28 protein-coding genes and 1 tRNA gene are annotated in these 20,927 nt (G+C 49.7%); 19 read left to right on the plus strand and 10 right to left on the minus strand.

Annotated features, from left to right (window positions below):
• Position 1: 1 nt before the first annotated feature.
• From IVG45_RS03845 to IVG45_RS03855, 3 genes are all read right to left on the minus strand, one after another.
• The gene (locus IVG45_RS03845) at positions 2 to 607 is read right to left on the minus strand and encodes a hypothetical protein (protein ID WP_230874743.1); all 606 of its coding nucleotides are present in this window, start codon (positions 605 to 607) and stop codon (positions 2 to 4) included.
• A 320-nt stretch (positions 608 to 927) separates the two neighbouring features.
• Positions 928 to 2,148, minus strand: coding sequence for an NYN domain-containing protein (locus IVG45_RS03850; protein WP_196436572.1), 1,221 nt, complete (start codon positions 2,146 to 2,148; stop codon positions 928 to 930).
• 30 nt (positions 2,149 to 2,178) lie between these two features.
• Positions 2,179 to 2,556 carry a hypothetical protein gene (locus IVG45_RS03855; RefSeq protein ID WP_196436573.1) on the minus strand — a complete coding sequence of 126 codons (378 nt, stop codon included), beginning with the start codon at positions 2,554 to 2,556 and terminating at the stop codon, positions 2,179 to 2,181.
• Between the two features lie 217 nt (positions 2,557 to 2,773).
• Here IVG45_RS03855 and IVG45_RS03860 point away from each other — a divergent pair, with 217 nt between their 5' ends.
• On the plus strand, positions 2,774 to 3,250 hold the full coding sequence (locus tag IVG45_RS03860; RefSeq protein WP_196436574.1) for a hypothetical protein: 477 nt from the start codon (positions 2,774 to 2,776) through the stop codon (positions 3,248 to 3,250).
• A 311-nt stretch (positions 3,251 to 3,561) separates the two neighbouring features.
• Here the strand turns inward: IVG45_RS03860 and IVG45_RS03865 are convergent, their stop codons facing one another.
• From IVG45_RS03865 to IVG45_RS03875, 3 genes are read right to left on the minus strand one after another with little or no spacing between them, the layout of a single operon-like run.
• Positions 3,562 to 4,128, minus strand: a complete 567-nt coding sequence (locus tag IVG45_RS03865) for a FlhC family transcriptional regulator (protein ID WP_196436575.1) — start codon at positions 4,126 to 4,128, stop codon at positions 3,562 to 3,564.
• Positions 4,125 to 4,439, minus strand: coding sequence for a flagellar transcriptional regulator FlhD (locus tag IVG45_RS03870; RefSeq protein WP_196436576.1), 315 nt, complete (start codon positions 4,437 to 4,439; stop codon positions 4,125 to 4,127). The genes IVG45_RS03865 and IVG45_RS03870 overlap by 4 nt, the downstream gene beginning before the upstream one ends.
• A gap of 1 nt (position 4,440) precedes the next feature.
• Complete coding sequence (locus IVG45_RS03875; protein ID WP_196436577.1) at positions 4,441 to 5,070, minus strand: transglycosylase SLT domain-containing protein; 630 nt, start codon at positions 5,068 to 5,070, stop codon at positions 4,441 to 4,443.
• Between the two features lie 309 nt (positions 5,071 to 5,379).
• Between IVG45_RS03875 and IVG45_RS03880 the strand changes: the two genes are divergently transcribed.
• The 7 genes from IVG45_RS03880 (at position 5,380) to IVG45_RS03910 (ending at position 8,659) form a co-directional block, all read left to right on the plus strand.
• Entirely contained in the window at positions 5,380 to 5,664 is a 285-nt protein-coding gene (locus tag IVG45_RS03880; protein ID WP_196436578.1) for a flagellar transcriptional regulator FlhD, read from the plus strand.
• Positions 5,657 to 6,283, plus strand: a complete 627-nt coding sequence (locus IVG45_RS03885) for a FlhC family transcriptional regulator (protein WP_196436579.1) — start codon at positions 5,657 to 5,659, stop codon at positions 6,281 to 6,283. The genes IVG45_RS03880 and IVG45_RS03885 overlap by 8 nt, the downstream gene beginning before the upstream one ends.
• Positions 6,284 to 6,301: 18 nt before the next feature.
• The gene (locus IVG45_RS03890) at positions 6,302 to 6,892 is read left to right on the plus strand and encodes a hypothetical protein (RefSeq protein ID WP_196436580.1); all 591 of its coding nucleotides are present in this window, start codon (positions 6,302 to 6,304) and stop codon (positions 6,890 to 6,892) included.
• A 14-nt stretch (positions 6,893 to 6,906) separates the two neighbouring features.
• The gene (locus tag IVG45_RS03895; protein WP_196436581.1) at positions 6,907 to 7,389 is read left to right on the plus strand and encodes a FlhC family transcriptional regulator; all 483 of its coding nucleotides are present in this window, start codon (positions 6,907 to 6,909) and stop codon (positions 7,387 to 7,389) included.
• Positions 7,390 to 7,517: 128 nt separating this feature from the next.
• Positions 7,518 to 7,760, plus strand: a complete 243-nt coding sequence (locus IVG45_RS03900; RefSeq protein ID WP_196436582.1) for a helix-turn-helix transcriptional regulator — start codon at positions 7,518 to 7,520, stop codon at positions 7,758 to 7,760.
• On the plus strand, positions 7,753 to 8,142 hold the full coding sequence (locus IVG45_RS03905) for a hypothetical protein (RefSeq protein WP_196436583.1): 390 nt from the start codon (positions 7,753 to 7,755) through the stop codon (positions 8,140 to 8,142). Before IVG45_RS03900 ends, IVG45_RS03905 begins: the two co-directional genes overlap by 8 nt.
• 205 nt (positions 8,143 to 8,347) lie before the next feature.
• The gene (locus IVG45_RS03910) at positions 8,348 to 8,659 is read left to right on the plus strand and encodes a hypothetical protein (protein ID WP_196436584.1); all 312 of its coding nucleotides are present in this window, start codon (positions 8,348 to 8,350) and stop codon (positions 8,657 to 8,659) included.
• A gap of 191 nt (positions 8,660 to 8,850) precedes the next feature.
• On the opposite strand, the gene IVG45_RS03915 is transcribed toward IVG45_RS03910, so the two are convergent.
• Positions 8,851 to 9,126 carry a recombinase family protein gene (locus IVG45_RS03915; protein WP_230874744.1) on the minus strand — a complete coding sequence of 92 codons (276 nt, stop codon included), beginning with the start codon at positions 9,124 to 9,126 and terminating at the stop codon, positions 8,851 to 8,853.
• Positions 9,127 to 9,435: 309 nt separating this feature from the next.
• On the opposite strand from IVG45_RS03915, the gene IVG45_RS03920 reads away from it, so the two are divergent.
• Positions 9,436 to 9,726: a hypothetical protein gene (locus IVG45_RS03920; RefSeq protein ID WP_196436585.1), complete on the plus strand. Its 291-nt coding sequence runs from the start codon at positions 9,436 to 9,438 to the stop codon at positions 9,724 to 9,726.
• A 483-nt stretch (positions 9,727 to 10,209) separates the two neighbouring features.
• Here the strand turns inward: IVG45_RS03920 and IVG45_RS03925 are convergent.
• Positions 10,210 to 10,299 (minus strand) — tRNA-Ser (locus tag IVG45_RS03925).
• A gap of 90 nt (positions 10,300 to 10,389) precedes the next feature.
• Between IVG45_RS03925 and IVG45_RS03930 the strand changes: the two genes are divergently transcribed.
• The 5 genes from IVG45_RS03930 to fae all read left to right on the plus strand — a co-directional run bounded on the left by IVG45_RS03930 (position 10,390) and on the right by fae (position 14,924).
• On the plus strand, positions 10,390 to 11,490 hold the full coding sequence (locus tag IVG45_RS03930; protein ID WP_196436586.1) for an ATP-grasp domain-containing protein: 1,101 nt from the start codon (positions 10,390 to 10,392) through the stop codon (positions 11,488 to 11,490).
• A 4-nt stretch (positions 11,491 to 11,494) separates the two neighbouring features.
• A complete protein-coding gene (gene mch / locus IVG45_RS03935; protein WP_196436587.1) occupies positions 11,495 to 12,478 on the plus strand; it encodes a methenyltetrahydromethanopterin cyclohydrolase in 984 nt (327 codons plus the stop codon).
• Between the two features lie 82 nt (positions 12,479 to 12,560).
• Positions 12,561 to 13,457 (plus strand): ATP-grasp domain-containing protein, encoded by an 897-nt coding sequence (locus IVG45_RS03940; protein WP_196436588.1) that lies wholly within the window; start codon positions 12,561 to 12,563, stop codon positions 13,455 to 13,457.
• Positions 13,454 to 14,317: a triphosphoribosyl-dephospho-CoA synthase gene (locus IVG45_RS03945; RefSeq protein WP_196436589.1), complete on the plus strand. Its 864-nt coding sequence runs from the start codon at positions 13,454 to 13,456 to the stop codon at positions 14,315 to 14,317. Before IVG45_RS03940 ends, IVG45_RS03945 begins: the two co-directional genes overlap by 4 nt.
• Before the next feature lie 91 nt (positions 14,318 to 14,408).
• Entirely contained in the window at positions 14,409 to 14,924 is a 516-nt protein-coding gene (gene fae, locus IVG45_RS03950; RefSeq protein ID WP_196436590.1) for a formaldehyde-activating enzyme, read from the plus strand.
• A gap of 54 nt (positions 14,925 to 14,978) precedes the next feature.
• Here the strand turns inward: fae and IVG45_RS03955 are convergent, their stop codons facing one another.
• On the minus strand, positions 14,979 to 15,656 hold the full coding sequence (locus IVG45_RS03955; RefSeq protein ID WP_196436591.1) for a HisA/HisF-related TIM barrel protein: 678 nt from the start codon (positions 15,654 to 15,656) through the stop codon (positions 14,979 to 14,981).
• A gap of 27 nt (positions 15,657 to 15,683) precedes the next feature.
• On the opposite strand from IVG45_RS03955, the gene IVG45_RS03960 reads away from it, so the two are divergent.
• The 5 genes from IVG45_RS03960 (at position 15,684) to IVG45_RS03980 (ending at position 20,378) form a co-directional block, all read left to right on the plus strand.
• Positions 15,684 to 16,664, plus strand: coding sequence for an ATP-grasp domain-containing protein (locus IVG45_RS03960; RefSeq protein WP_196436592.1), 981 nt, complete (start codon positions 15,684 to 15,686; stop codon positions 16,662 to 16,664).
• 6 nt (positions 16,665 to 16,670) lie between these two features.
• A complete protein-coding gene (locus IVG45_RS03965; protein WP_196436593.1) occupies positions 16,671 to 17,717 on the plus strand; it encodes a hydantoinase/oxoprolinase family protein in 1,047 nt (348 codons plus the stop codon).
• 77 nt (positions 17,718 to 17,794) lie between these two features.
• Positions 17,795 to 19,168, plus strand: a complete 1,374-nt coding sequence (pabB, locus tag IVG45_RS03970) for an aminodeoxychorismate synthase component I (RefSeq protein ID WP_196436594.1) — start codon at positions 17,795 to 17,797, stop codon at positions 19,166 to 19,168.
• Positions 19,165 to 19,719 (plus strand): amino acid kinase family protein, encoded by a 555-nt coding sequence (locus tag IVG45_RS03975; protein ID WP_196436595.1) that lies wholly within the window; start codon positions 19,165 to 19,167, stop codon positions 19,717 to 19,719. The genes pabB and IVG45_RS03975 overlap by 4 nt, the downstream gene beginning before the upstream one ends.
• Positions 19,716 to 20,378 carry a DUF2959 domain-containing protein gene (locus tag IVG45_RS03980; RefSeq protein ID WP_196436596.1) on the plus strand — a complete coding sequence of 221 codons (663 nt, stop codon included), beginning with the start codon at positions 19,716 to 19,718 and terminating at the stop codon, positions 20,376 to 20,378. The genes IVG45_RS03975 and IVG45_RS03980 overlap by 4 nt, the downstream gene beginning before the upstream one ends.
• Position 20,379: 1 nt before the next feature.
• Here IVG45_RS03980 and IVG45_RS03985 read toward each other — a convergent pair whose 3' ends face one another.
• Positions 20,380 to 20,814 (minus strand): DUF6694 family lipoprotein, encoded by a 435-nt coding sequence (locus IVG45_RS03985; protein WP_196436597.1) that lies wholly within the window; start codon positions 20,812 to 20,814, stop codon positions 20,380 to 20,382.
• Positions 20,815 to 20,927: the final 113 nt, after the last annotated feature.

Genomic DNA, 20,927 nt, shown 5'->3' on the forward strand with positions numbered 1-20,927 from the left:
ATTACTTGCCTTTTGTTCGAAGAATTTGTAAAACACCTACGACGAACCAGCGCAACATCATGATTCCTGAAAAAAGAAGCAAATAGTCGATTAGATTAGGGTTTTCGTTCGCTAACACCAGGGATATCAAAACTAAAGCAGCCCAATAGTAGTTAATTTCGTGAGACAGTTTGGCGGCTATATACTCAACACACTGAACGATTAGCTCTGTTGCAGCAATAATGCCTAATATAATGGTACCGATTGTCCCAACAAAATTGAATTCTTCCGGCACCTTTAACCAGTCACTGATGAGCCAAATTAATCCAAAGCATAATGTCATCATCATTAAGCTTTTAAAAGCATCAAAAGACAGAGTTTTTGGCTGAAAGCGTTCAAAAAATCGTTGTAACCCACTCGGAAACTTCACAAAGGTCGCACCGCAAAATGGACAGATCGATCGAAGGGGTTGGCCATAATACGTCACCACTCTGGGCACCATGGTTCGATTACATTCGAGGCAATTGACCGTGGCATGATGGCCAGCAAATACCGAATTTACGGAATCAGTTTGGTAAGGCTTACTTGACAGTCGTAAGCGACGGGAGTGCGATGAAAACGAGGGCATTGATGGTCTCCAACCTTGCTTAACAGGATTATCGTACTGCGAACAGACTGAGTTGCCAAGTTAACTTTAACTCATTGGGATTGCTAGCCATTGACTTTGAAGTTCTTTGGCACTTTCTCAACTTTAATCTCGATAGCAGCCCCTCAAATTTCTTGAATTTTTAGGAAATGGCAGACAAGATCCGGCCAATTGCTGACTGCCGCACTTTTTAAGTCATTGGCAGGTAAAAGCCCTAGACCAGCCATTCAACGGTTGAGCAGAGCGGCGGGCTGCTCGAACGAATGGTTTTGCTTTTCACTCCTGACAGATAAATGGGGAATTCATTTAGGCGCACAGTCCAGAATGATCTTCCATATATCCTTTGGATTGCTCGTCAATATTCCCTTATTACACCTACTACATTTACGCCCTTCATCGAAGGGACTTATTTCATAGCAATGGGTACATATTCTCGTTTTGTCAAAGAAAATTTCTAGTTTTTTCACTGCAATATCCCAAGATGATCCGTCAAAATCACGGTCTATTGGCCAACTTCGATATGGCTCAAGGAATTTTGATATGGCCAACTGAGCTTTCTTGATACAAGCCCTCTCATTACTCAATTCGCGCTGATAAGCCTCCTCAGCCTCTTTCTTTTGGGTTATAACTGCCTGGTACTGCTTCGCCTCAAGGTCAAGATTGGCGTAGCGTTGTTTTTTCTCACGGTAATCATTTTCAAGACAGGTAATATCCGATTTTAATTTGCTCAGTTTTTCCTGCATTTCTTTCTCAACGGAATCGAAATCACGAATTCCATAGAGAACTTTCAGGCTTGCCCTAGTTTCGTTCAACTGGGAAGTTAGCTCATCAATTTCCTTGCGTAGAGAGACGCGCTCGGCAGTCTGGTTTCTAAGTTCTTCCTTCTGCCTCTCCAAATCTCCAATTTGCGTTATCAATAGGCGGTATTGTGTTTCTTTCTCTTGCAAGTGTTCGTCGATTTCAGCCAAGGATTGCTGCCGTTGTCGCAACTGCTTGTCGAGTTCAGAGACTTCAGGTGCTTTCCGAACGGCGAGCAATTCATAGAGCCGTTTGAGCATAAATTCAGTATCGTACCTCAGAGAGAGCTGACCGTATGGCAATTTTTCAAGAGTCATTAAACCACTTGGCTGGAGATTGCCCTGAACCAGCCGATCTGTATATTTGTCGGAAAGCCACGGGTACTTTTCTTTGTAATCCCGGTATGTATCGTTTGTGATGATGCTGCGATTTTGATGGTTTGCATCATGTAGAATGACACCATCAGCACGGGTGGCACCGATCACACGATAGAACCTTTCAGGATGATCCTTTAGCATATTCTCAATGCTTGCCGCTTCCGCCTCCTTCCCGTTGTCGCCCATGGAGTGTGTGATCGAAGCATCAAATACGCAATAGAAGTCATCGCCGTTTTCAAGGAGAGCAACAAGAACCGTAAGCAGCGGTTGGATGGATACCTCTTTTGGATGTGCCTGACTGTACCACCAGCAAACATTCATTGCATCGATTACATACGTCTTATTCATGATGTCATATCCTTTAGTTATGCCTTTAACTTAACAATAAGTGACTGCCGGGTTATTTTGAGAGGGTTGATTGAACGGAATCCCCTTGAAAACGTAGGCGCGTTTCCTGGCACCGGGATGTGGGTAATCGTAATAAACCGGCATGCCTGCGAGCCTAATGAGGCTTCTCGCCATCTGCTGCATGACACTTCCAATGTCGCCCTCACATTCGAATGTCCGATTCACTGAGCCGAATCCTTTTATCGATAGTGTCCGCCATGCTTTGCCATCAAATACACACGCGTCGATGTAGCGGGTTCCATTTGCCCCCGGCTTGAGGCGGCAATCGCCAATGGAAAGAAAATTTTGCCCGCAATTGTTTGCATATCCATAGACGGTCCCCGACAGTGTAATGATTGTTTGCTGCATTGTACGCCTCCAAAAAGTTGAAATGCCTGCTATATGATGTTAATAATATGTAAAAATTCATTATTTAAAATCGTAACATCGAAAATAGGATATATCAATAGATATGAATTCAAAGCCAAAGCCAATTCAGATAAGGCTGCCTCAAGACCTTGAGGACTCACTGCGGTATGTGGCATACAAGACTAGGAGCACCTTGAATTCCGTGGTGATCGAGTGCTTGAAAGAATACCTACCGACTGTAAGTCAACTGGATCTAGCCGTCTACGACGGCATGAGCCATTTCTATCAATCGGAGGACCAGCTCTGTAGGGACGCGAATGGGCATCTAGGTCGCTATCAAAAAGCTGTTCAGCTTCAACTCGAACTAGTCATGCAGCTGGCGAGCTTACTGAACGCACAGGCCATCCATGCAAGTAACATGAGGGACGGACTACTAAATGGTGCCAAGCTAAAGGTGCCAGAGAACTGCGATGGGACGATTCCTGACATGCGAACTAAGAGAGGAATCTCTTCCGACGTCCTAAACTACATGGATGCGTCAAATCTGCTCAAGAGTGAAACAGCAATTCGCAAATGCCGTAAAGAGATGGCTCGCCACCAATATGATGCCGCCGGTGAATGGGAGCAAGTCAAGGAACTGCTTCGGAGGCTAGATCAAAACAGTCAGGCACCTACTGATCCTCCTAATTGCTAAGTGGCGTTCACCTCAGCTTGAACAGCGGATGTTCTGGGAACTCCTTTTTTACCGTTCCATCATCAGCGCTTTAGTTACCCAATGCCGATGATGAAGCTAACACGAGCATAACGAGAATATTCGCTATACGCTGCAATCCGGCCGATCACAGCTAATTGATGAACTTCCGCTCTGGGTCGTTAGCGACTGAAATCCCGATGTTGAATTACAACTTTTGACTGTCTGGTACGTAGACGAACATATCGATGATAGTCTGTGAGATCACCAGACCATACAGACTGGTTTGCTGAAATGCAATTCCAAAGCTCGATTTACTTCAACATAAGCGCCGTGTTAGCGGAACCATGGCTTTTTGCTTCTTCTAGGTCGCATAACTGGCAAACTGGCAGAAATTTGCTCTGGTAGATAATCAGAAAGTTATGCCGGCAACGGGGACAATATTTCAGGGCAACCTCACCCTTACGCAGGCCTCGCGCCAATATCCAGGCTTCATTGAAATTGGCCGGCCGGATTTTGCCATAGGGTCTTTCGACAGCGATATGCTCTTTGAAGGTTTTCTGGAAATAGTCCCAGGCAAATAGGATGGCAGGCACATCAAATTGCGATTGGGTGTTGACTTGACTGGCGGCCTGGTAAATTGACAGGAATACAGTCAGGTATAGAAACGATTCGCGGGATGACGGGATGGTTGAGACTATCGGTAGTTGCCCGGACGGTGGTCGATGCAGATGAATGGCATAGTGGATATTCTTGAGTTCGTGCTGGCTAATGGTTTTGATCTGCTCTCTGACGAATGATGTTCTTAGATTGCGTTTCAGCAATTGATAGGCAAGATAATGATCCCTGAGCCGGTCTTCGTAGGTATACCAAGTGCTCATGCGGCATTCCCAGAACCGGTGATTAACATGAGCAAGTCACGCGCCTGGTATTCACAAGCCAGTTTGTCATCCGCCGGTTGTTCGCTCAGCAGATAGCGACTCCAATAGTTGGCATTGAAACGCGGGGTAAACGCCACGCATTCGCGCCGAGCGATTTCTCGGATCTTCTGAACGGGTAATTTTTTCAGGATGGCCACGGCTTCTGGCGTCAAGCCCAAACTAAACATGGCTTTTTGTTCCTGACCGGCCAATACCATTTCCCGTGCCAACATCAAATAATCTAATTGCAGTTGATAGAGACTTTCCTCCATATCAAATTACCTGCCTGACGTGGTCGGCGATGGCCATGACGCTTTGTCCGTAGGCGACAGCGGCTTCCACATTGTTCCAACTATAGTAGCGGCCAATGCCTAAGGCCAAATCGTGCGGAGCCGACCGAATCGCTGTGGTTAACAGTTCGGCGCCGATTTGCACATTGGTCATCGGATCCAGTAATTGCGCCGGTGTGCTCACTCGGTGACCATGCCAGCGCAAATTGATTTGCATCAACCCCACATCGATCAGACGATTGCCTTCGTCGAGCGATTGTTTGAGCAAGGCCTGGGCCTCTCGCCGCGATGCAGGCATCAAGGCTTTTCCTGATTTATTCAGCGCCCAGGGCCAGGGTTTAACCGATGCAGGATCGGCATCGTTGGCGGATTCTTTTAATGCCACCGCATACAGAATGTAGGGGTCCAGTTGGTGCTGTTTGGCAATCCGCCACCAAAGGGTGTTTTGTAGTTTCTGCGCGGGGATAACCGCATGTGCCTGCTTGCTGCCGCCATTGGCTAAACAAGAGGTACTGGCGAATAGAACGCTCAGCAAAATCGGTAGTGGACAGAGACGTTTCCGATTGACGGCGCAAAACCATCGGATTCCGGATTTCAAATCGACATTGTGCATGGCAGCGTTGACTCGTAAGGTTGAACCGAGTCTACTGAAAAATTCAATGCTGTACGTGTTCGAAAAAGGCCCATTTTGAGCCTAATTACTGAAGCTTATTCCCGCTAAAGAAATAATTCGTTGGCAGTACAGTCGGTTACAGATTGTCAATCACTTTTATTGCTCAATCACGGACTGCGACCTTGCCACGCCTTGTCTCGCAAGGCTTTGCGCGGAAAGTGACCCAAAAACACCCACTTTGCGCGCGTGACGCTTACAACGCTAACCTCGTAGCATGGCCCCATGTCGTTATCAACCAGGGAGCATTGCATGGCTACGTTAGAAGAAGATCTGACCCATCTGAATTTTCAGTATTTGCTGCTATTCAGAGAATGTGCCCGCAGCAACGTCATGGAAGCCGCTTGGCGGTTTGGTGTTGATGCGGAAGTGGTCAGCCGAGTGGCAGATCTATCACTGGAAATCCTCAAAGAACAGGCGGCGATCAATCGCGCCGTCATCAGCTTGTTGCCGCTAGGCCATCATCCTGTTTCAGCCGCATCTTATGCGGCCTTGCTCGTCCATGATTCATTGGATCAGGGTGGGCATCATGAATAACGGTGGCTTCGTCGACTTGTCGCATTTTGGTGTCGAACTGATGTTGGCTAAAAATCTGTTCAATCTGGGCGCCCGAACGCCGATCGTTTGCGCTCTTTGCGGTATCAAACGGAAAGCGGCGAACCGGATTTACTGGCTTGCGCACCGGCAAGCACCCATCAAAGGCATGCTGCCATGGGATCCGCAATGGATTGAGCGATCGACCGTCAATAATCTGCATGCTTCGATTTTCTTGGGATTGATTCACGATTATGTGCCTGAGCATTACGATGGCATCGCGTATGGGCAGCAGTTTTGCGATGCATATGCGTTGTACTGCCGCATCGTCGCCCATAATCCAAAGCCCAGCCATCGAGAGTCAGCATCAGAACACCATAGAGTGCTGGACATCAATCGGGCATGGCAACTGACGCAACAATTGCGTGCCTCCACCTTGCGTTTTGTGACGTGCCTGACGTGTCATGCCCGGCACTTGTGCCTCCATCAAGTTACTCAACGGCCTATCCATTGTCCAGTTTGCCAAACCCAAACAGGCATTAGGCGTCGGCAATCTCGTGTTTTGCGAACATTTTCACAAAATGCGCACAAAACTTCGGCGATATGTCTTGGCCGCTACTAACGACCAAGGAGAGTCTTTATGTACTTATTCGTTCAATCTATCAATGCTCGAACAAGACTGGATGCGGCGGAAGGAAAAAATTTAGCCCATCTGGCGCGAGAATGCTTTTTCAATCATCAACCCTTAACCCTCGATTTTGTGAATGTTGGGCAAGTGTCGCAGGCTTTTTGCCAGGCGCTATTGTGCCCCTTAACGAACGAATTCGGCGCCGACTTTTTGAGTCAATGGCTGCAGCTAAAAAACCTGTCAGCCGAAGTCAATGGCGTCATGCGGTCTGCCCTCGGCGAACTGGATGACTATTTCGCTGGCTTGGAGCGCGCACAGGCTCAGGCCACTGATCAGGAAATCGTGTCATTGAACAGTCTATGGCTTATCAAAGCTCGCGAGCTTTGCCGCGATAAACCGTTATGCGCCAGATACATATTGGGCATTACTGATCAGGATTTGCGCCAAGCCATCGGACGCTTGTCGCTGGAAGATATTGAGCATATTGCCCAGTCTGGCTGGTTATGCTTTGCGCCCAGGATGCCGAATCATTTGTTTACGCAGCTCAATACCAAACAGCGTAACGGTATTGATGTTTTGTTGACATTAAGCGGTAGCGAGTAATGGAGGCAAAAAGGATGATCAAAAGACTAAAACAGTATGAATTGACTGTTCAATTGATTCAGCGCCAAGCCAGAATTGCAGTCATTATTAGGGAAACCGCTGTTCCTAAAGACTTGATAAAAGCAGCCTATAAAGAGCTGCTTGGACGCCCTGGCAATCCCGGCCCGATCAAGGAGTCGATTCGTGGACTGACACACAACGTGAAACGTTATAAAGAAGCCACGCTCTTCGCCAAGCTGTTCCGATCAATTGAAACCGAAAATATCCAGGGTGGCATCGATAACGTCATCCAGGCATTCGACTTTTTCAAAATGTCCTTGCCCGATAGCAGCCTGGATTTCACCACGGCGTGGTTGGTGGCGCGAGACCTGAGGAATAAGCAGTTGCGGTTGATTACGTGCCATCAGTGCTGTTCGCCCGTATTGATAATCGTGGGTAGTGAAAAATCATTAGAGCGGTGTTGCGTTTGTAGAACCGCTGTAAAAACCGAGCCTTAGATTCTGTATTTATAACATTCGATGTTCAGAGTCGACCAATCGCTTTTTAGAATAAAGGATTGGTCGACTGGCTGACTTGAAATAAGGACTATCGCCCCATTTTTCCAATGATTATGAGGTTAATAAACATGAGTAAATTGCCCGAAACTGGTTTTCTGCGTTTGAAACAAATTATTGGTGATCCAAAGGCCAATCCGCCCATTTATGGATTGCTGCCCATGAGTAAATCATCCTGGTGGGATGGCATCAAAAAAGGCATCTTTCCTAAGCCGATCAAAATGGGCCCCAATATGACCGCCTGGCGGGTCGAGGATATTGCCCAGCTCATTGCGCGTTTAGGTGCTCAATGCACCGGCAACGCTGATGCCTGATCAACGATTGCCGTTGCCGCCGTTTGGCATAGAGCTGATCGCCAGACTGCAATCCGCTTCGCCGCCTTGGCCGATTGTGATCTGCTTTGGTCGTGATTCCTGGCAGCGCGCCCGGCAGTGGCAAGGCAATCCCACCGTATGGGCACTGATATGTCCTTCTAACTCGGCATTGATCCAGTATCGTTGGCCTGTACTGGGCCTGATGTTAATCGTCGACTGGCAACCTGATCAGGCCGCCGGTCATGATGACGTGATGGCACTGGTCAAGGTGCTGCTCGGTTACGGCGCAGAACGGGTTGCCGTCTGGCCAAGCGATGTGGATTTCAGTCAACCCGCGTTTGATTACGATTCTGGTCGGCTCGTGGGCCAGCGATGGGCGTAGGTGCGTGACGAGATTGTGGTGTATCGACTGGAGGATGGTAGGGGATGACTAACGTAAATACTGATTCTTAACTCATTCTGGAGGAAACGGTCGATGACGGTTTTGCTTTGGTATCCAGCATAGAGCGATTTTTGTTTGCACAGTTGTCGTCCGCCGATTTGGCCGAGATCCGGAAAGCGCGTCAGGCAACAGGTACTGAAATTTGATGTGGATACGGCCCCTTATCAGCATAGGAGGGCAACCGCTTTACCAAAAAACCGACGATCCCAACCGCCTGCACGGCGAGCGTTCCGGTTGTTGGCGCCAAACCGAACAAGGTCGGCAATGGTTGTTCAGCACAGCCGGTTTTAAAAAAGCGATTGGCCATGCCGATCTGGCACTGGCCGTCAAATTGCTGATTGGCCAAGGCATTCTGAAATCCGGTCCCAACCCGAAAAAGCATGTCACTCAGGTCAAGGTTCACGGAGGCTCGGGTTGGTTTTACGTGATTCAATTTGATGACGACTATGTTAGCTGATGTGATCCGGCATTATCTGGTCGAGACGGCCGACGAGCGGTCTCAGTCGGACGATCAACACCTCGCAACGTAAAGTGAAAATGTTTCAGCGGTAACTCCGGTGTTACCCGATCCTGCATCGGTAATACCGCCACAACCCGCGCTAGAAGTGGCCGTAACACCTCAAAATAACGAATACCAACAAAACAACGTCAACAAGCTCGACACTCAGGGGCAGATCCAGTTTCAACATCTTTCAACAGCTGTTGTAATGAAACTCGATCATCGATTCGCATACCACTTTTACCGGCATCGGTGTAGGTTCGTATGATCTCAATATCATGACGAGCGGCGTATTCGCGGATTTTGTCAGACTGATTTTCTGTGGAGTACTGCTGGTGCTCGGTCGACATTCGCACATATTTCACCGCGCGTAATTTGACGAACGTTTCTGGGCGTTCTTCGTTGGATTCAATTTGATTTATCAAACCTGATGATCCCCAATCGATTGAAAATTAGGCTCTCGCTAAGCCACTTACGGACCGGAGCTATCTTCTAAACAGGGACAGCCAAATCCAGGGTTTACCAAGAGCGAACTGACAATACGGTATATGAATCAGGATTGGTTTGCCGATCAAGTCATCTCTTTGCAATGCCGGCCTTTGGTTGGCATTCGCAACCATGTACCGTAATCTCTACGGTCCAAACGTCCGTCTTTGCAATATTGGCGTCTGTCACCAAACTGAGTCTGTAAATCCCGGAAGGCAGCAGTTTCGCTGGAGTTAACGCGTCCATATTTGCAATTCGATTATTCCTGGCTTTGGCGTTGCGTGTCCGTTGCAAAGAACGATTACGATCAGCATACTTTGGATGAGATTCACGGTATTGACACCAATAATCGGGATTGCGCTCTATCCACGATTGTTGAGCCCGTTGTTGGTTCTCTTGATAATCAGGGTCTGTCTTCAGTTTGTTGCGGTGCCATTGTCGTTTGCGATGCTGTTGGCACGAAGGCGTCGAACAATAGGTTTGCAGTGGATCTTGTGGACATGGTTGAAAAGATTGGCCGCAAGCGAGGCATTGTTTAATCGCCATCGAAGGCTCCCTACACAAAATGCGTATTGAGCCCAATTAAATGAGTTAAAAGGCTGAAACTCGATGTTCAAGTTTTTAATTCTTGACTTTATAGAACGCCACAAAATCAGGCCTTGCAGCCATGATCACTACCATGTAACGCCTGACGCTGTTAATGGAAACACCTTAATTTATCTGGGTTCGCTTCAGTCAAGCTGAAAAAACTTGAACATCGAGTGAAATAAGGCTTGGCTTGATTGAATTTTTGCTGATGTAGTAGCTGTGACTTTGTTACGGCAGGATACTAATAACTTTGCGCGCTTTGACTCAAATCATGCGCGGAGTCGACAAATGGCTGATAATGATCCTGTATAAAATAACGCCGACTGAAATGGAATCAGTGATGGTTATTAGAATCAAAAGTAGGGTAGGGAGTAGGGTAGAAAAAATTAAGGCCTTGATAAATCGTTATTTATCAAGGCCTTAACTATAAATAATGGCGGAGAGCTAGGGATTCGAACCCCAGGAAGGGATAAACCTTCAACGGTTTTCAAGACCGCCGCTTTCGACCGCTCAGCCAGCTCTCCATGAGCCGCGCATTATGCCAGAGTTTTTTTATAAATCCAGTATTTTTTCTTGCTACCATAAAATTTTTTTCGTCATCCTACATGGGCAGCATGGACAGTCTGAATCTTCCGTCAAAGTTGTTGGTGATTGCGCAGTCCGCGCGAATGCTGGCGCAACTGGCAGCCAATGCCGGTTTTATGCCCTTCGTCATCGATTGTTTTGGCGATGAAGATACCCGATCGTTGGCGATGGACTCGGTCAAGGTCAACAGCTTGGCTCTGACTGATCTTCGGCCCGCGGTTGAGAGCATGGCAAAACGATGCGAATTAACCCATCTGGTTTACGGTAGCGGTTTCGAGAATCATGTCGACAGTTTGGATTTCCTGGAAAGCCAGTGGGTTGTCCTGGGCAATCCGGCCGCGCTTTTTCGGTGTTTTCAGGATAAGCCGGCATTTTTCTATCATTTAGCCGCATTGTCGATCACGCATCCGCAAACGGTTTTTTCCCCGCCTAATGATGGCGATGAATGGTTGGTTAAACCGATGCGGGGCGAAGGGGGGCTTGCAATTGCGCGTTACGATGGCGCTCGTAGTGTCTATGACGCTGATTTTTACTGGCAGCGTTATTTGGCGGGTGATGTGTTTTCCGTGTTGTTTGCCGCTGCCACTGGCCAAGTCAAGCTGTTGGGATTCAATCGGCAGTGGGCGGCCAGTATTGATGATCAGGAGTTTGCGTTTGCCGGGATCCGTAATCATGCGGAGTTGTCGCCTTTGCATCGAGAACTGCTAAGCGAATGGCTGGAAAAACTGGTCAATATTTATCCGTTGCGTGGCTTGGGGAGTTTGGATTTCATCGTGCATGATCAGGAATGTTATGCCTTGGAGATTAATGCTCGGATTCCGTCCGGCGCCCAGTTATACGGCCAGTCTGTGTTCAGGCTACATTTGCTGGCTTGTTTGGGGGTATTGGCCGAGGTAGAGCAAGCAGCGCCCGCCGGATATCAAGTAATCCTTGCCGAAAAAGACATAGTGATTCCGGTCGGGTTGGCTTGGCCGAAATGGGTGGTAGACAGGCCCGAGAGTGGCGTATTTATTGGCAAGGGCCGGCCGGTTTGCAGTATCATTGCCGGAGGAAACGATGCCGGTCGGGTCGAGGCACAATTGCGGCGTCAGCAAATTATCATCGAAAATTTTTTAAAATCAGGTCTTTAAAGTCATGCAATACCAGGCAAGCGTCAATAAACTCACTCAACCCTTGGTTAAACATCTGCTGGAAAATGCGGATAAACTCAGATTGGGGGTCGAGAAACTGGAAAACGGTTGCACGATTATCGATGCCGGTATCAAGGTGCCGGGTGGCTTGGAAGCCGGCCGTATCATTACCGAGATTTGTATGGGCGGCATGGGTAGCGCGACGATCTCGCAAAGCTGTTACACCCATAACTGGCCGCTGACCATTAATGTACATGCCACCAATCCGGTTCTGTCTTGTTTGGGTAGCCAATATGCCGGTTGGAGTTTGTCGCATGGTAAATACTATGCGCTGGGTTCCGGTCCGGCGCGGGCGATGGCCACTAAGCTGAAAGACGGTGCGGTTGAGCCGGTCGAAGAGCTGTACAAGGAACTGGAGTATCGAGACAACTGTGACAGCACGGTATTAGTGATCGAAAACGATGCGTTACCGCCGGTCGAGATCGTCGAAAAAGTCGCAGTCGCCTGCGGTGTCGCGCCAACCAATCTGACGATTATCGTCACGCCGACCAGTAGTTTGGCCGGCGGCGTGCAGGTGGTGGGTCGGGTGTTGGAAGTGGCAATGCACAAAGCCCATGCACTGCATTTTCCGTTGGAAAATATCATCGACGGTTCAGGCTCCGCGCCGATTTGCCCGCCGCATCCGAATTTCGTCAAGGCGATGGGTCGCACCAACGATGCGATTCTGTTTGCCGGCCAGGTGCATTTGTTTGTAAAAGGCAGCGACGAAGCGGCCGAAAAATTGGCGAAGGAACTGCCTAGCTCGACTTCCAAGGATTACGGTAAGCCGTTTGCCGATATTTTCAAAGCCTACGAATATGATTTCTTCAAAGTTGACGCGATGCTATTTAGTCCGGCTAGCGTGATCGTCACCGCAGTCGAGTCCGGTAAAAGCTTCCGTGCCGGCAAGCTGGATAATGCACTATTGGATCAGTCTTTCGGTTTCTAACCCGCTTTAGCGGTCATGTAAAGCCGGGCTACATTCTAGCCCGGCTTTTTTATTTCCAATCTGATTCAATCAAAATATTCCCTTGCGTCGTATTGCCATTGTTACTGACGACCCCGGTTGGCACGGTAAGCAGTTGTGCCGGGCTTTCGCCGAGCGGTCTTGCGTTGCCGATTATATTTCTCTGACGGCTTGCCGAATTCACGCTACCGGCGGCTTGCCGATTCGAATCCCCGGTTTTGAACAAAATTTACCGGATGCGGTGTTCGTGCGCGGCGTGCCGGGCGGTTCGCTGGAAGAGGTGGTGTTTTATCTGGACGTCTTGCACGCCTTAAAAATACTGGGCGTGCCGGTGTATAACGATGGCCGTGCCGTCGAGCGTAGCGTCGACAAAGCCATGACCAGCTTTTTATTGCAAAACGCCGGTATTGCCACGCCGAAGACATGGGTATTGCGCGATCGTGACGAGGCCTTGGCAATTGCCGAGAATGAGTTGGCGGCCGGGCATTATTTGATCAGCAAGCCGCTGTTCGGTTCGCAGGGCGAGGGGATTCGGCGTATCGAGAAATCTACCGATCTATTCTGGTTGACCAGTAGCCATGGTATTTATTACCTACAGCGATTCATCGAATGCGATGGCGAAGGCTATTCGGATAAACGGGTGTTTGTGATCAACGGCAAGGCCATTGCGGCGATGCGCCGGCGCGGTGTTTCCTGGCTGAATAATGTCGCGCGCGGAGCCTCCTGCGAAACCATCGAATTAAGCGAAGCCGTGTCCGAGCTGGCCGTTAAGGCTGTGGCGGCTTTGGATATGGATTATGCCGGGGTGGATATCATCAAGCAACGCGACGGTACGCTGAGTGTGATCGAGGTCAATAGCGTGCCGGCCTGGAAGGGTTTGCAAAGCGTGTGCGGCGTTAATATCGCCGATTGTTTGGTAGAGGATTTAATCGGGCGCCATATGAATAGGGTGCTTGCGTGATAGGTAGGCGTCAAGTGATCGATGCCTATCGGCGAGCTTGCGAGATTGAGTTGCAAGCCTTTAAGCCCGGCAATGTCAGCGTGTATAGCGAGGGTCACGATATGACTGTGGGCGATTTTAGAGCCAGTGCCATCGCCAGTTCGCTACCGATTACCAATCCGGATTATTCGCTGGGTGAAAAAATTTATTATGCAGTGAAAGCCACCCGCGATGCGGTGGCGTGCAATACCAATCTGGGTATTATTTTGCTGTGCGCGCCGATAATCCGGGCCGCCGAAGTGCGTATGAAGCGCCAAACATTAAGGCAGTCGTTGGGTATGGTGTTGCAAAGTACCACCGAGCAGGATGCCGATTGGGTGTTTAAGGCTATCGTGCTGGCCGCGCCGGGCGGGCTTGGTAGCTCCGGAGAACAGGATGTCGGCGAGCCGGCCACGGTCAACTTGGTTGAAGCAATGGCGATTGCCGCGGACAAGGATAGAATCGCATTACAGTATACAAACTGCTTTAAAGATATTTTTGATTTTACAGTTTTGCGGTATAATCGTGCTTTCGTTTTGTCTGGCGAAAGCGGATGGGCGGCATTGGCGGTTTATGCCGAAATGTTGGCCCGTTTTCCGGATAGCCATATTGAGCGAAAGTATGGAAAGCAGTATTCAGAGTGGATCGCGGCGGAAATGGCATTGCTGTGCAATGCGATGAAAACCGCTACAAGGCTGGAAGAGGTTTTACCAATGCTGCATAGCATTGATGAGACTTTCAAGGCAAAAAAAATCAATCCGGGTACTACCGCCGACATCACTGTCGCAACCGTACTGGTGGTGCTTCTGGAACAACTTTTAGATTGCGAAAGCGATCGATAAAGTATTAGAGGGAACTGTCCGGAAGTTACATTAAACGGACATAAAGTGTCTTTTTCTTGGTTCAATCTTATCTTTAGGGGATAAATTTAAAATGGCAAAAATTACAAACCTGCGCGTTGGCGAATCTTTGGTTGGCGAAGGCAACGAAATTGCTCACATCGACTTGATCATCGGCCCACGCGGTTCAGCAGCTGAAACTGCGTTTGCAAATGCTTTGACAAACAACAAAGACGGTTTCTCAACTCTGTTGGCTGTTGTTGCACCTAACCTGATGGTTAAACCCGCAACTATCCTGTTCAACAAAGTAACCATCAAAGGTTCTAAACAAGCCGTTCAAATGTTTGGCCCTGCTCAACGCGCTGTAGCGATGGCTGTTGCTGATTCTGTTGAAGATGGCACTATCCCTGCCGACGAAGCTGATGATTTGTTCATTTCCGTAGGTGTTTTCATCCACTGGTTGGCTGAAGACGATGCGAAAATCGAAGAATTCAACTACAAAGCAACTAAAGAAGCGATTGAGCGTGCCGTTGCCGGTACTCCAACAGCTAAAGAAGTTGTTGCTGCTAAAAAAGAAGCAAAACACCCATTCGCAGCTAACAAAGTTTAATTTTTTAGCTTTCGAATGATAAAAATACCCCGGCATGCCGGGGTATTTTTTTGCCTAGAGGTTTCTGATTTGATCGGCGCTGATTGCGCCGGAATGCAGGGCCGTGGCTACCAGCGCCGACTGAATACCGACTTTTTTTAGATGATTCAGATCATCCAGGTGGCGTACGCCTCCCGCCGCGATGAAATGTTTGTCGGGATTGCGACGGTATAATTCAGCCAGTTTCTCCAGATCCGGCCCCTGGTTGCCGCCGACTCGGCTCAAGGTCATGACGATAATGTCGTCGGGCCAACAATCGGCTTGCTCAAACCATGATGGATGGCCGGCTGCTTGCTGGTTTTTAAAGTCCAACGACAATATGAATGGCTGGTCGGCGCGGCGAGCGGGGGATGTCTGCGATTCGGTGCCGAGCACCCATTTTTGATTCGGCGGGCCTTGAGTGATGTCCGATATTTGGCGGCCGTTGTCGATCCAGAAGTCTATGTCGGGATATTTATATAGCAGCGACTCGATCAATTCTCGATGGTTGCCCGACCCGGTAATGGCATTTAAATCGGCGATATAAAATCGATTAAACGGATAGAGCGTTAAAAATCCCGTTAAAACGGCATCGATATCGCTACGATGGCTTAAACCGGAATGTAGATGTATCGGTTGGTACCGCGCCCGATCACCACGCACGGCATGCACTACCAAGCCGTCTTTTAAATCAATTACTGGAATAATGCGCATACAGGTAGTTAACGGTTGAAGATTTTAGTGTTCGAATTCATTACCGGCGGCGGGCTGGCGGGGCGGACCTTGCCCGCTTCGTTGCTGGCCGAAGGCGGCATGATGTTACAGGCTTTATTGGATGATCTGAAGTCCTTGCCGAATTTAGAGCTGCTGTTGCCGCTGGATCAGCGTTGTCTGAATCTTTCGTTACCGGCTAATACGCGGGTCATTCCGATTACGCGGGCCGACAACATCAATCCGATATTGCAAGATTTGATCCGGCAAGCCGACCTTGTCTGGCCGATTGCGCCGGAGAGCGGCGGGATATTGGAACAACTGGCGCGAACAGTCTTCAATTCGCACAAGGTTTTATTGCTGTCCGGGGCCGAAACCATAGTCCTGTGCGCCGACAAACTGGCGACCTGCCGTCGGTTAGCGGCCCATGCTTTGCCGGTTGTGCCGGCGCAATCGTTGAGTGGAATAAATGACATGCCTTTTCGGCAATGCGTGATCAAGCCGATTGACGGGGTAGGCTGCGAAGGCAGTCTGATCATTGATGGCTCGGAGGCCTTGTTGGCTGTGATGAATGGCCTGGGTGATCCGGCGAATTATTTGATTCAACCCTTGCTGGAAGGCCAGGCCATCAGTTTGTCTTGTTTGTTCAAGCAGGGCAGGGGGTGGCTGTTATGCTGCAATAGACAACAAGTAGCCGTCGAGCAAAACCGGTTCAGACTAGAGGCCTGCGTGGTGAATACGGCAAATCCTCGCCGGGATTTTTATCAAAATCTAGTGGAGCGAATTGCGCTGGCCATTCCCAGTTTATGGGGTTACGTCGGTATCGATATTATCGAAACCGCCGATCAAGGGCCGCTGATTCTGGAAATCAATCCACGCCTGACAACCTCTTACGTCGGTATCAAGCCAGCCACCGGCATCAATGTTGCCGAACAGGTTTTCCATCTGCTGGATGGCGAGCCCGATTTATCTTTATCCAACGATCAACCGGTTCGGGTTGATATTCATTAGAGGTTTATGCAAAAAAATATCATAGGTTGGGACATAGGCGGAGCCCATGTCAAGGCGGCCCTGCTGAATCAGGCGGGTGAGGTTGTGCAATCGATTCAACAGCCATGCCCGCTGTGGAAAGGACTTTCCTATTTGGAGCAGGCCGTGGAGGCGATATTAAGGGTTTTACCGAACAATACCGCGGCGCACGCGGTAACCATGACCGGCGAACTGGTGGATTGTTTTTCCAGTCGCGAGCAGGGAGTCGAAGCGATTATCCGGACCCTGCAAAATCGGTTGAATACAAGGGACATTCGGATTTTTGCCGGCGTGAAAGGCTTCATCGGCGTTGAAGAGGTGACAAAAGCCGACTGCATGGACATCGCCTCCGCCAACTGGATAGCCAGTGCGCAATTGGCGGCAAAACGGAACGAGCAGGCGCTATTTGTGGACATTGGCAGTACCACCACCGACATTCTGCTGATCGAACGGCATGCGTTACAGGCTTTGGGTTACAGCGACTATCAGCGTTTGGTGTCGGGCGAGTTGCTTTACACCGGCATAGTCCGCACCGCCGTGATGGCGGTGGCTCAACAGGCGGAGTTCAACGGGCAAACCATGGGATTGATGGCCGAGTATTTCGCGACCATGGCCGATGTGTATCGGGTGATTGGTGATTTGAACGAGGCGCATGATCAGAACGAAACCGCCGATGGCGCGGAAAAAACCCCGCAAGCCAGTGCCCGGCGTTTGTCGCGGATGACCGGTTACGAATTTGTCGAAAGCGATTGGTCGTTGTGGCTGGCATTCGCCCAGACTCTGAAGCAACGGCAAAAGTCCTTGATTCGTCAGGCCTGTCTGAAGCAGATCAAAAGAAGCTCGCAACCGGATCGGATAGGATTGGTCGGTGCCGGTGTCGGGCGTTTTTTGGTAAGGGAAATCGCCGCCGAATTGGAACTCGATTATCTGGATTTCAATCGGCTATTCGATCGATTGCCGGCGCTGGATACTTTGGATGCCGCCGATTGCGCGCCGGCGGTTGCCGTGGCTTATCTTGCCGGCGAGTTTGGTTAATGCCGGCGGCTGGTATAAAATCGGGCCATTGCCACGCATGCTTTCGGCCATGCCGAGTCGTCTAATCACACCACTGAATGTCTTTAGCTAAAGTCACCAAACAATTGCTGCCTTATTTCGAGGACAGCTCGTTATTATTTGCCGCCTGTGCCGACCAGCCCTGGGCTGTTTTTCTGGATAGTGCTTTCCCGGTCAGCCAGCAAGGCCGTTTCGACATCTTGGCCTATGATCCAGTTTGTACGCTGCAAACCCACGGGCCAGTCACCGTGATCAGTGAACGGTCGGGTCAAACAACCAGCCGGGCCGATCCGTTTGAATTGCTTAAACTAAAGTTGGGTGCCGTATTGCCGGCCATTGATGACTTGCCGTTCAACGGCGGCGCCATCGGTTATTTTGCCTATGATTTGGCCCGGCGCATTGAAAAATTGCCGGTGCTGGCCGAAGATGCCGAACAACTGCCGGATATGGCTGTCGGTATTTATCGCTGGGCGCTGGTGGTCGATCATCAACAACGCCAAAGTTGGCTGGTCGGTTACGGCCTTGCCGAGGAACAGATAAAACACTTATCCGCGCAATTCAGCCGGGTGCCGGAGCGGCATCGGATCGATGACTTCGGGGTTGCGCGGGCGCCGCAATCGAATATGAGCCGGCAAGCCTATGGCCGGGCTTTTGCCAAAATCAAACATTACCTGAAGGAAGGCGATTGCTACCAGGTCAACCTGACCCAGCGTTTTTCCAGCCCTTGTAGCGGAAATCCCTGGTTTGCTTATCAAACCCTACGAAAAATCAATGCCGCGCCATTCAGTGCTTACCTGAATTTGCCCGATGTGCAGGTATTGAGTTCCTCGCCGGAACGTTTCTTAAAAGTGATAGACGGCAAGGTGGAAACCAAACCCATCAAGGGCACACGTCCGCGCAAGGCCTTGGCCAGCGAAGACCAAAAACAAATTGCCGCCTTGGCCGCCAGTGAAAAGGATAGGGCGGAAAATGTGATGATCGTCGATTTGCTCAGAAACGACATCGGCAAAAGCTGCCGGGAGGGTTCGGTGCAAGTGCCGACGCTATTTGCGGTCGAAAGTTATGCCACCGTACATCATCTGGTCAGCACCGTCACCGGCGAATTGGCGGAAGGTCAACATGCGCTGGATTTGTTGCGCAGTTGTTTTCCGGGTGGATCGATTACCGGCGCCCCTAAGATTCGGGCGATGGAAATCATCGAGGAACTGGAACCGCATCGGCGCGGGATTTATTGCGGCGCCATCGGTTATATCGGTTTTGACGGCCATATGGATACCAATATTGCGATCCGCACCCTGGTGCATAACCACGGCAGCATCCGCTTCTGGGTCGGCGGCGGCATCGTCAACGATTCGGTCGAGGATGAAGAATACCAAGAGTGTTTCGACAAGGCGGCCGCCTTATTGCAGCTGCTGGAACTGTTTCGGCGGTGATCACGGTCATCAAACTGGGCGGCAGCTTGCTTGAAGCTTCGGTTCTACCGGCCTGCCTGGATGCGGTTGAGCGTTATCCCGGCAAAATTCTAATCGTACCCGGCGGCGGGGTGTTTGCCGAGCAGGTGCGGATTGCGCAAAAACGTTGGGGTTTCGACGATCTGGCCGCGCATCGGATGGCTATTTTGGCCATGCGGCAGATGGCGTTGTTGTTCAATAGTCTGAAACCGCAATTTGGGTTATTCGATAGCGTAGCTAAGTCTGCCTGTTTGGAAAACACCGGCATCTGGTCGCCGAGTTTGCCTGATCTGGAACGCGCCGGTATCGCCGCCAGTTGGGACATTACCTCGGATAGTTTGGCGGCCTGGTTGGCCGATCAAGTGGAGGCGGACCGGTTGATTCTGGTAAAGTCGGCCGCCGTTGCCGAAAATTCCACATGGGCCGAATTGCAAGCTCAAGGCATTCTGGATAAGGGCTTTGTCGAATTTGCCGCGCACGCCCGTTTCAATATTCTCGTTATCAACAAAGACCGTTTTCTATCCGCCGCATGATTAAGTTTATAAAAGCGCTCCTGAACAAGCGTCTACGCCAGTCCTATTATCAAAGCCGGGAATCCTTGCTGGGTCATCACAAGCGCGACATCGTGGTGGTCAAGGTCGACCAAGCCTGCGAGAGCCTAAAGGATAGCCGGGATCAGTTTGTCGATGCGTTGGAAAAATTCAAATCGATTGCCAAGCAGGACGATAGTCCGTTGGATGTGCGCTATCAACAATTGAAGAGACGTTATGATGCCTGCCGCGGCAAGGCCGATCAGGTGGCTCAGCGTATCAAAGCCATCGAAGAAGTCAGTGAAGCCTTGTTTAACGAGTGGGAAGCCGAATTGGAGCTTTATAGCAGCCGTTCGCTGCGGGCCAGGAGTCAGCAACAGCTGAAAAAATCCCGCCAACAATACGGGCGCTTGTTAAAAGCCCTGCAAATAGCCGAGTCGCGCATGCATCCGGTACTGGCGGCTTTTCAAGATCAGGTATTGTTTTTAAAGCATAATCTGAATGCGCATGCCATCGCGGCATTGCGGCATGAGTTTATCGAGATGGGCGTGGATATTTCCCGCTTGATCGAGGTGATGGAAAAAACCATCACCGAAGCCAGCCAGTTTGTTTCGGTTCTGGTTGAACAGAAACAACTGCCGGCGCCGGTGTTGCGTCGATAGCTTACATGGATTGCATTTTGTAGTCGACGCGGTGGGGGTTGGATTTGTCGCGGGCATCCGGATTTTTCTTGCGGTTTTGGTCGATCCGCTCTTGAGTATACTGAGCGATCATCTGCTCCCAATTGCTGTATTGTTCATACTCCTTGTTACCGCTGGCCTTGCGTTTCAAGAATAACTCCTTGCCTCTTTCGATCAGCTGTTCCGGTGTTTTACCGTCAATGGCATCCAGGAAGTCATTGTTGTTTCTGATCTCGTCGCGTAGCGTCCAAAAAGACACTTCGAATTCGATGCGTTGATCGAGCGGCAGTTTTTCCTTGATTGCATTAACCGAGCGGTTGACGGTTTTAAGGCTGCTACCGTTAATTTGGTGGCTTTTATTGCACCCTACCAATACTGCACAGGCAAGAAAGACTAAGACAGTTGTTGCTTTTTTCATAATACACAGCTCCCCAGCGGCTAAATGAACAAACCCGGCTTTTATATTTATAATGTTCGAGAGCCGGGCCATTAAACAAACTAATTTGCTTGGTAATTATAAACTCAAGCCTA

The sequence above is a fragment of the Methylomonas sp. LL1 genome, from assembly GCF_015711015.1.
Lineage (GTDB): Bacteria > Pseudomonadota > Gammaproteobacteria > Methylococcales > Methylomonadaceae > Methylomonas.